The organism is Corynebacterium sp. HMSC08D02, from assembly GCF_001807505.1.
GTDB classification, from domain to species: Bacteria; Actinomycetota; Actinomycetes; order Mycobacteriales; family Mycobacteriaceae; genus Corynebacterium; species Corynebacterium pseudogenitalium.
Window position 1 is genome coordinate 1 of sequence record NZ_KV789256.1, and the last position, 8275, is coordinate 8275.

Genomic DNA, 8275 nt, shown 5'->3' on the forward strand with positions numbered 1-8275 from the left:
TGCAGGAAGATTCGTTTCATCTCCTCGCTGCTGCGAGGAAGAGTCTGGATGTCCTTTGCCCATCCCGCCAAGCGTTGTGCTCTCCGGGTCCGCGACAACAGATCGACCTGTTGGTTCAGCTGCCGCCAAAGTTCCTCGACTGCCTGCGGGCTGTGGTCCTTGCCCAACGTTTTCAGTGCTTCCTCCACCGTTGACTTCATCACTGCGTCGTTCAGTTCTGCTGGTGTGATCGCTGGCTTGTGGTAGCGCATCATTCCTACCAACCTCGTCGCGTCCCCTCCCGTCGCTTCCAAGGCTTTGATCACGAGCTGTCCCACTTGGTACTGAAGATGCTGAAACATCACCCGGTAGTACGCCTGGTCCTTCTCCTCCTGAATGCCCGGCGTCTCGCGCAATCGGTTGAATACCCCGCGATCCATCTCGGCGTGCTCGCTGTGAAGCTGTTTCAGAATCTTGTACGCGGTCGGCTCGTTCGCGTTCTCCGGATCGGTTATCTTCAGATACTCCACGATGAGGAAGATCGAGTCGCTGTCGCGATCGGTCATGGGAAGATCCCAGTCCACTCCTCTCAGGATGTCCGGCACTAGTCGCTTCGGGTAACCGTGAAATTGAATCTGCGGTGTGGTCATTATTGTCTCCTTTTTCTTGTGGTGTGGTGGTCAGTTGTTCATCGAGATAGCTGAACAACTCAAGTTGATTGTCGTCCACTTGAGTCTTGCGACGTGCCATACATGCTCCCGGGTTGATACTTAGGTTTTATTTAGCTTAACCAAATGCTCCAGTATCGAAAGACCCGTTTGCGCAGGCTGTACGGCATGCCAGCACGCCAGCATGCCAGCACGCCAGCAGGACGGCATGCTGGCATGCCGTCATAGCGTCAGGCTGGCAGTCTGGCGTGCCGTACCGCTTCCATGAAGCCGCCGCGCACGTAGTAGGGACTGTCCTTTTAGTGCGTGCATGCTTTACTCCTTTCTTCTTTCGGTAATGCTAAGCCGTCATGCCGTCAAGCCGTCGTGCTGGCATGCTGGCGTTACGGCATGCCAGCACTATGTGTTTGAGTCAGCGCTGGTCAGAGTGTTTCCCAGCGCATGACCTATCGCAAGTAGTTGCGATTTTTCTCTATGTAGTCATTGATTGCTTCGGTGAGAATTTCCGTCATCGAGATTCCTTTGTTGAAACTGATCCGGCGGAAGTCTTCTCTGGCTTGCTCGTCGATGCGAATCGTTAACTTCTTCTCGCGGTCGGCTGGCTTGATTTCGGTTTCAGCGGCAGTGGTTGGTTTCACGCCGTGCTTACGGCGTCTGCTCATATCAGCCATAGGTTAATCCTCCTCGTTCATGAGCGCGGCAGCGACTGCGTCGTAGCCGAAGAGGTCTTGTTTTGGCCTGGCACCAAAGTAGTTTTTGATTGCTTCGCGCTGCGGGATATTTCCTGGGAAGACTCCGACGCGCTCCTCATTAAGCTGAGTCCGTAGCTCCTCGGTAGCTTTCGCGCTAAGGATCACCGAAGTAAGCAGCACCGTTGCGTTTGTTCCGTCGGTGAGGTCGAGGGTTTCCCACATGCGATCGACTTCGATCGCAGATGGGCGCACCGGGATAATGACGTGGTCTGCTGCGTCGATTGCTGCGTCGATGATTTGCGGGTTTCCCGGCGGGCAGTCGATGATGACCACGTCGGTGGTGGGCATGCTTCGCGCAATTGTGCGCGCGTTGCCCACCGTGACCTGAAACTCGAGCTCGTTGCCGTCGTCGGAGGCGCGTTGGGCCCACTCGGTAGCGGAGCCTTGGGGGTCGGTGTCGATGACGGTGACGGTGTGGCCTCTGCGCACTAGGGCAGTTGCAAGCAGGATTGCGCTCGTGGTTTTTCCGGTTCCGCCTTTAAGGCTGGCGATAGTGAGTACGTGTGTCATGGGGTTCTCCTTAGTTGTGTTGGTTAGCTGTTGAGGCATTGCGTACGTCTGAGATTGCGCCGGTTAGTGCAGTTTCAAGGTCGTCTCCGATGATTGTGTGGGCGTTGCTTGCAACCTCTTGCCAGCTGATGCCAAGGACAGACATGTGGTAGGCGCATTCGGTTGCAATATCCTCGACCAGATTGATGAATTCAGCGCGGTCGGCGACTTCGATGTAGCGCGCTTCCTGGAGGGCCAGGACCGCTTTTGCGAGGTGACTGTCACTCATTGGGTTCTCCTAAAAGGTTGTTGATGTAATGACGGTTTGTAGATCAAGCGCAGTTTGGGTGTATCGCTGCGTCGTGGTGATTGAGGCGTGTCCGAGAGCTTTTTGAACTGAGAGAAGATCGTGTCCACCCCGGTTGTAAGCAACCGTTGCAAACCTGTGCCTCAAAGTGTGCAGAGTCCATTGGTCTGGAAGCACTCGACTGGCGAGCTTTCCAACCCAACGGGGCGAAAGATGCCCACTGTCGTTGCCTGGAAACACCCATCCCAGATCAGGCTGTTGTCGCGTGATCTCACTATGAAGTTTTGGCGGGATTGGTAACAAGCGTTGAGTTCCGCCTTTCCCGTGAACTGTCAGGCTTGCCCATCCGTCTCCCACTTGCTCGATGTCGCGAGTGTGCAGCTGCGCGATTTCTGATGCTCGGAGCCCTAATTGAGCCGCAAGTTTCAGAATGAGCTGTGTTCTCGGAGGAGCGCACTCTATGGCGGTCGCGATTGCTTCTTCCGGTGCTGGGCGTGGAGGGGGAACTGGACGCCTAACCGCCGTGAGCCCTCGAGCTGGGCTCGGCTGTCCCGTCTTGCCAGCCAGCCACCGGAAGAAAACGCGAGCGCTGGCATGGTTCGCATTGCGTGTTTCCGGTTTCCAGTCTTGCGTTCCGCTCCACGAAACAAGATGCGTTTCCGTAACTGCTTCGGGTGGGACATCAAGATAGCGGGCCATGGTCCGTAGGTGGCGAAGCCGAGTGTCGATAGTTCTTTCTCTTCGTCCCAGGGCGCGAAGGTAGATTTCGAATTCTCGCAATACTTCACCCCACCCGTTAGGAACACGGGCGAGTGTTTCTCGTTCTGATATGAGCATGTATAAGGGTCTACCTGCCCTTTCGTGCCCCATCGCGCTATTGCCAGCTCGCCAGCAAGCCGTATCGCCAGCATGACGGCATGACGGCATGACGGCATGACGGCAAAGCAGAAGCGGCGAACATTCCACCAGAGAAATAGGGGAGAGGACAAAGACCCAGAGGTCGTAGGTTCGAATCCTGCCCCCGCTACCAACTTCGGATCAGCCCCCTCTTCGGAGGGGGCTTTTCCTGTTTCTAGGGGAGAAACACGGCGGGGGAGAAGGTCCGTGATCTCAACACCGAAGAAGTCGGCAGTCTTAAAAAGGTCCTCCGCAGTCCAGGCGACCTGACCGTAAATCTTCCTACTGACAGCCGCCCCAGTTATACCAAGTGCAAGCCCGACATCTTTCCGCTTAACACGCTTGCGGAACATCAATTGGTCAACCTTAGCCCCGATGGCTTCGTTGACTGTCATTGCCGTTTCCGTTTGACTCATAGTTAAAACTGTAACATACAATCACAACTACAGCAACTAATTGAAACTGTAAGTTGCGAAACCTTGGCCGGTGTGATTACTTAAAAGTATGAACGTGAGTGATAGTTGCAAAAATGAGGTCTGGTTGACTCCAGACGAAGCAAGGAAGCGAATACCGGGCAATCCATCTGGAGTGACTGTTCGAAAGTGGGCCAAGAAAGGCTACCTCGGCGGCGCGATCCAGCTACCGAACGGGCACTGGCAAATTCCGGTCTCCGCGATCGATCAACTTTTGAAGGGGGCATAGCTGGTGGAGACATTAAAAAACGTCGCTTCTGCTCGCAACAGAAACGACGTCACCGAAAAGAACGGCATTCTTTTTCTTGAGCATATTCTACACCGGAACCATGGTTTGTCTAGGGCGGGGGTGTAGGCGTCATGGGCTTTAAAGAGATGACAGCCGTTGTTGACAACGTTCGCGGCTTGAAGAGTTCAGCCAAGTTTTGCCTCGCAATGATTGCTGACCGTGTCTATCCGCAGCCTGAAAAATATGGCGACCACATTCCTCGAGCGGAGATATTCGTTGACGAGCTTTGTCGCCGCACTGAACAGTCAAGGGCAACTGTGCATCGGCACCTTGCAGAGTTAGAGAAATGTGGACTCATTTTCAGAGATTGTCGGTGGGGGGTCGACCAGAACGGTCACACCACGCGATCGGCGAGCCTGGTTGCACTAAATATTGACGCGATTACGCGAGGGGACTTTCAAGACGACGGCAAAAATGCAGGTCAGGCCGTAAGTCTCAAAATGAGACATACGAAAAACCCGTTCGATAAAGACGCTGGTCAGGCCGTAAGTCTCAAAATGAGACATACGGAAAACGGCATGGACCGTAAGTCTCAAAATGAGAAGCCGTGTGTCTCAAAAGATGGCTCCGTAAGTCTCACTGGTGAGACATATAACTATGAAACAAATAAAACATCCCTTCCCCCCAAGCCCCCCGTTCGGAAGAAACGGGATCGCCGTTCGTCGGCTTCGTCGACGGGCGAACCTAGCGGTTCGAGGGGAGGGGAGGAGACTCTCCATGAATGGACCGATCGGCTTCGTACGATTTCGCTAGCGCTCATCGGTGAAGCGGTCCTGCCGGATGGAGTGACAAACGAAGAGCTGCAAGCCGTGCGCGAGCTCGAGGCGCAACAGCGCACTCAAGCGGTCAAAGCGTTGCCAGAAGCTACCAGCGATGTAATTACGCCGGTGGAAGCTGAAACGCCGTCCACGGACCATGCAGTGAGCGAAAGCACCGTTCTAGGCCAGGAGGCTCCCACTGCGGAGCGTGGCGAAGCAGCAGGCTTGTCACAGGCGGAGCTTGTCACCCTTGCGCGTGAGGTGCTGCCAGCACCGATGCAGGCAATGGGCCCTCATCACCTTGCTCGTATTGGGCATGCGATTGACCAGCGCCTCCACGCTGGCTGGTCGAAAGGCGACATAACGCTAATCCTTGCCATGCGACAGCTGCCAAGCAATGTTCGGAACTTAACTGGCCTGGTCATGGCGCGACTTCGGGATGACGTGCCACTGGATCAACCGCCGATTAGTGCAGGACTTGGCCAGCATTCCAGCTTCGAGGCTCCGCTGATGCCGTCGCGCAAAATGGCGCCAGAAAAACGCTCCGCAATCGACGCATGCGACCTGTGTGACGACAACGGCTTTGTGTCAACGCCAGATGGAACCGCAGTGATGCGCTGCACCCACGATGCGTGCAAGGAGGCTATCTGATGGGGACGAAGCCTGCTGGCGTCGCTCCCATTGATCGGGAGCGATCGCCTAAAAAAGACCTTGCAAAACAAGTTGCACTCCCGGAGTTTTTCGCCGACGCGGCCTGTGCCACAGCAGGCCTTGCCGGGGCGTGGGATGCAAGCATCCACGGAGAAACCGACGAAGACCGCGCTCAACGTCAGTGTGAAGCGATCAGTGTGTGCAAGCGCTGCCCAATTGCCGAGCAGTGCTACCAATTCGCACTGGAAAATGTTGAGTGTAAAGGCATCTGGGGTGGAGTGCTCTTCGTGAAAAACCGGCAAAATAGGCCCGCAGCCAGCGCATAAGCACAAATAACACCATTACGAACTTAGGTATAGCCCCCAATATGGGGGAGGGGGTTTACTTAGTGGCCATTTCGGCAAATATCAGGGATTGCTCATTGTTTTGACATGATTTTCAGAAAGGTAGGGATCGAAGTGAAAGCTAGCAACTTGCGCCGTCGTATTATCGCGACAGTGCTCGGGGCATCGCTGGTGGGCACTGTCCCGATAGCATCTGCACAGGCATCGACCGGCGAAGTGTCAAACTTCCAGTCGATGTTGGACGCACACAATGCCAAGTTTGGAGAGTTTTCTTATGTCCATGGTAAGGAACGTCAGCCATTTGGCAGCTCGCTATCGTCTGCTCTAAGCCTTGGTGCGTTCACGTCTGATGCGTCGTGGCCTTTCTACGGCTGCCCAGATGACTCCTGGGACTTTGCGAAACTGACGAACTATGACGCTGACAAAAACAGCGGTGTGGGTACGCGAGATCGCTACAAGCAGGCCCTTGAGAAGAATCGCGCAGACTGTGACGCTTCTCTGCAGCGGATCGTCGATGCAGCAGGTAAACAGGCCTGGTCGCCATCGATGGAAGCTCTGGCGAACGAAAACGCGGTACTCACCCGTGCAGCGCTGAAAGAAGCGAACACGCTTGAAAACCCTCTGGAACCGGAGGTGACGGCTGGCCCGACCTACGGACCGATTGCGCTTGATATTGTCAAGGCAAAACGCAAGGCGTATATCGAAGAGATTGCAAAAGCGAAGTGGTCACCTACCGTCGAGCGCACCGCTCGTGACGCAAAGGCAGCGATGCCAGCAGAAGTGCATGGCGATATCGCATCGGCGATTAATGAGGCACGTCAGCGTCACCTCAACGAGATTGTGCAGCAAAAGCAACCCTGGTCGCTGGAATGGGCATCCCAGCTGCAACACATGGAAGAGTACGCACCTGAATTGGCGAAAAAGGCAAACGATCGCAAATTTGATTTGCTCGTTGAATCGTTTGCAACTGACGGCAAAGGCTGGTCGCCAGAGTGGGAAAAGAAACTCAACACCGCAACTACCGGGGCTTCGAAGCAGCAACTCGATCGAAAGAATGCCGCAATCGGCAAGCAGCGCGACGCCTTTATGAGCGTGGTGCGTGCAGATTCCGCAGCGTGGTCGCCGGAGTGGGAAGCGTCCCTTGCCGAATTCAAGAAGGCTGATGGTCGTCGTGCAGGCGTCTTGCTCAACGAGCGTCGCAAGCAAGCTCTGAACGGGTTTGTGACCGATAATCGTTCGTGGACTCGCGAGTGGGATGATCAGATCGCGCCATTAGCAGCAGTTTATGCAGACGCTGGAAAGCTGCGCGCGCAGCGTCGAAGCGACTTTGTTCGAAACACGACCGCGAATAATGCGTGGAATGAAATCAACGACCGTGACTTCCAGTCCTTTATCGAAGACTCCAAGCTCAAGCGCGTTGTCCTCGCTGATGATGTGCTCGCCAAGGTCGATCAGTGGCGCAAGGACACAGTTGATGGTCTGAGCGAGAACCGCAAGTGGTCGCCGAAGCTGGAAGAAGAGTTCGCGTATCTCGCACTCGTGTATCCGCGAGCGAAGTCTGAACTGGAAGCGTTGCGCAAGCAGGTAGCAGAGCAAGCAGTTGCTGATATGGCTGCAAACGGCTGGAATCTTGACGCTGACAAGAAGCTTGCCGAGGTCGCAAGCGTGCAGCATGCGCCGTACGGCAAGACGCTGCACACCCAGCGTATGGAGGGGCTGGAAAAGCTCAACCAGGCAGAGTGGACGCCGGAAATTGATGCGAAACTCAAAGAGCTTGGCCGCGTGTTGCCTGTTGCAGCAGATGCGGCGCAGAAGCGTCGCGAAGCGACTTTCGAGGCACTTGATGTGCCAAGCGAATGGAGCCAAGAAGCTGAAACGAAGCTCGCTGGCCTGGTCGAGGTGGGCTTTGCCCCAGCTGTGACTGCGATCGATACGCTGCGTGCTGAAAAACTCGCGTCTCTCGAGGCACAGCCGAGGACTCCTCAACGCGATGTGGAGCTCGGCCAGCTTGCAGAGGTCTACAAGCCTGCAACGAATGTGCTCAACGGTCTTCCAGCAGATCATCGCGATGTACCAGGTGACGGCGCAAGCGATGGTGATACGGACGCATCGAATGCGCCTGAAAACCAGCAGAAACCGGGTGAGAACTCTGGCACCGACACCAAGCCTGGTGGCAACGCAAAGGCGCCTGAATCGGAGACGCCGCAGTCGCCGTCGGAACCTGATCCGACGCAGCATCTGCGTGGAGACAAGGCTGATGGGTCTTCGGTCATGGAGACCAAGGAAATCGTCGGCATCGTCATTGGCGCGCTGACCGCTCTCGGTGGTCTGCTTGCCACGTTGCTGCCTGTCATCGACCGGTTTATGAAGAGGTAGGAAATGACTGTGCGTGCAATGAGGGGGTTTGTGGTTGGCGTGAGCAGCCTTGTGGTGTTGTCTGGGTGTGCCTCAAATGCAGTTGAACAACCTGCAGTTGTTGCTGCGACGATGCAGCCTGGGCTCACTGCAACCAGTGTTGCATCGCCTACGACGTCTCCCTCAGCGACGCCGTCGGCTTCCTCGTCGACAACGACGACGGAAGAATCCTCGAAGTCTTCCGAATCATCGGCAGCGTCGAGTAAGGCAGAAGAGCCTGTCCAGCAGGCTCCGGCTCCCGTGCAGCAAGCAC

The 8275-nt window shown here is 55.6% G+C and carries 9 protein-coding genes and 1 pseudogene; 4 read left to right on the forward strand and 6 right to left on the reverse strand.

Going from position 1 to position 8275, the window contains the following annotated elements; genetic code table 11:
- The 6 genes from HMPREF3170_RS09695 to HMPREF3170_RS11970 form a co-directional block, all read right to left on the reverse strand.
- A partial coding sequence (locus HMPREF3170_RS09695; RefSeq protein WP_141742275.1) for a hypothetical protein occupies window positions 1-629 on the reverse strand: 629 nt, incomplete at its 3' end.
- 464 nt (window positions 630-1093) lie between these two features.
- On the reverse strand, window positions 1094-1318 hold the full coding sequence (locus HMPREF3170_RS09700; protein ID WP_070479364.1) for a hypothetical protein: 225 nt from the start codon (window positions 1316-1318) through the stop codon (window positions 1094-1096).
- Window positions 1319-1321: 3 nt separating this feature from the next.
- Window positions 1322-1909, reverse strand: a complete 588-nt coding sequence (locus tag HMPREF3170_RS09705; protein ID WP_070479366.1) for a ParA family protein — start codon at window positions 1907-1909, stop codon at window positions 1322-1324.
- A 10-nt stretch (window positions 1910-1919) separates the two neighbouring features.
- Window positions 1920-2177, reverse strand: coding sequence for a hypothetical protein (locus HMPREF3170_RS09710; protein WP_070479367.1), 258 nt, complete (start codon window positions 2175-2177; stop codon window positions 1920-1922).
- A gap of 9 nt (window positions 2178-2186) precedes the next feature.
- On the reverse strand, window positions 2187-2762 hold the full coding sequence (locus HMPREF3170_RS11390; RefSeq protein ID WP_246814962.1) for a tyrosine-type recombinase/integrase: 576 nt from the start codon (window positions 2760-2762) through the stop codon (window positions 2187-2189).
- Entirely contained in the window at window positions 2654-3508 is an 855-nt protein-coding gene (locus HMPREF3170_RS11970) for a helix-turn-helix domain-containing protein (protein WP_246814963.1), read from the reverse strand. Before HMPREF3170_RS11970 ends, HMPREF3170_RS11390 begins: the two co-directional genes overlap by 109 nt.
- A gap of 492 nt (window positions 3509-4000) precedes the next feature.
- Between HMPREF3170_RS11970 and HMPREF3170_RS12095 the strand changes: the two are divergent.
- The 4 genes and pseudogenes from HMPREF3170_RS12095 to HMPREF3170_RS09730 all read left to right on the forward strand — a co-directional run.
- A pseudogene (locus HMPREF3170_RS12095) lies at window positions 4001-4141 on the forward strand (hypothetical protein); the annotation flags it as partial.
- A 498-nt stretch (window positions 4142-4639) separates the two neighbouring features.
- Complete coding sequence (locus tag HMPREF3170_RS11975) at window positions 4640-5263, forward strand: hypothetical protein (protein WP_070479372.1); 624 nt, start codon at window positions 4640-4642, stop codon at window positions 5261-5263.
- Window positions 5263-5589: a WhiB family transcriptional regulator gene (locus HMPREF3170_RS09725; protein WP_070479373.1), complete on the forward strand. Its 327-nt coding sequence runs from the start codon at window positions 5263-5265 to the stop codon at window positions 5587-5589. Before HMPREF3170_RS11975 ends, HMPREF3170_RS09725 begins: the two co-directional genes overlap by 1 nt.
- Window positions 5590-5721: 132 nt before the next feature.
- Complete coding sequence (locus HMPREF3170_RS09730) at window positions 5722-7983, forward strand: hypothetical protein (RefSeq protein ID WP_070479375.1); 2262 nt, start codon at window positions 5722-5724, stop codon at window positions 7981-7983.
- The last annotated feature ends 292 nt before the right edge of the window (window positions 7984-8275 follow it).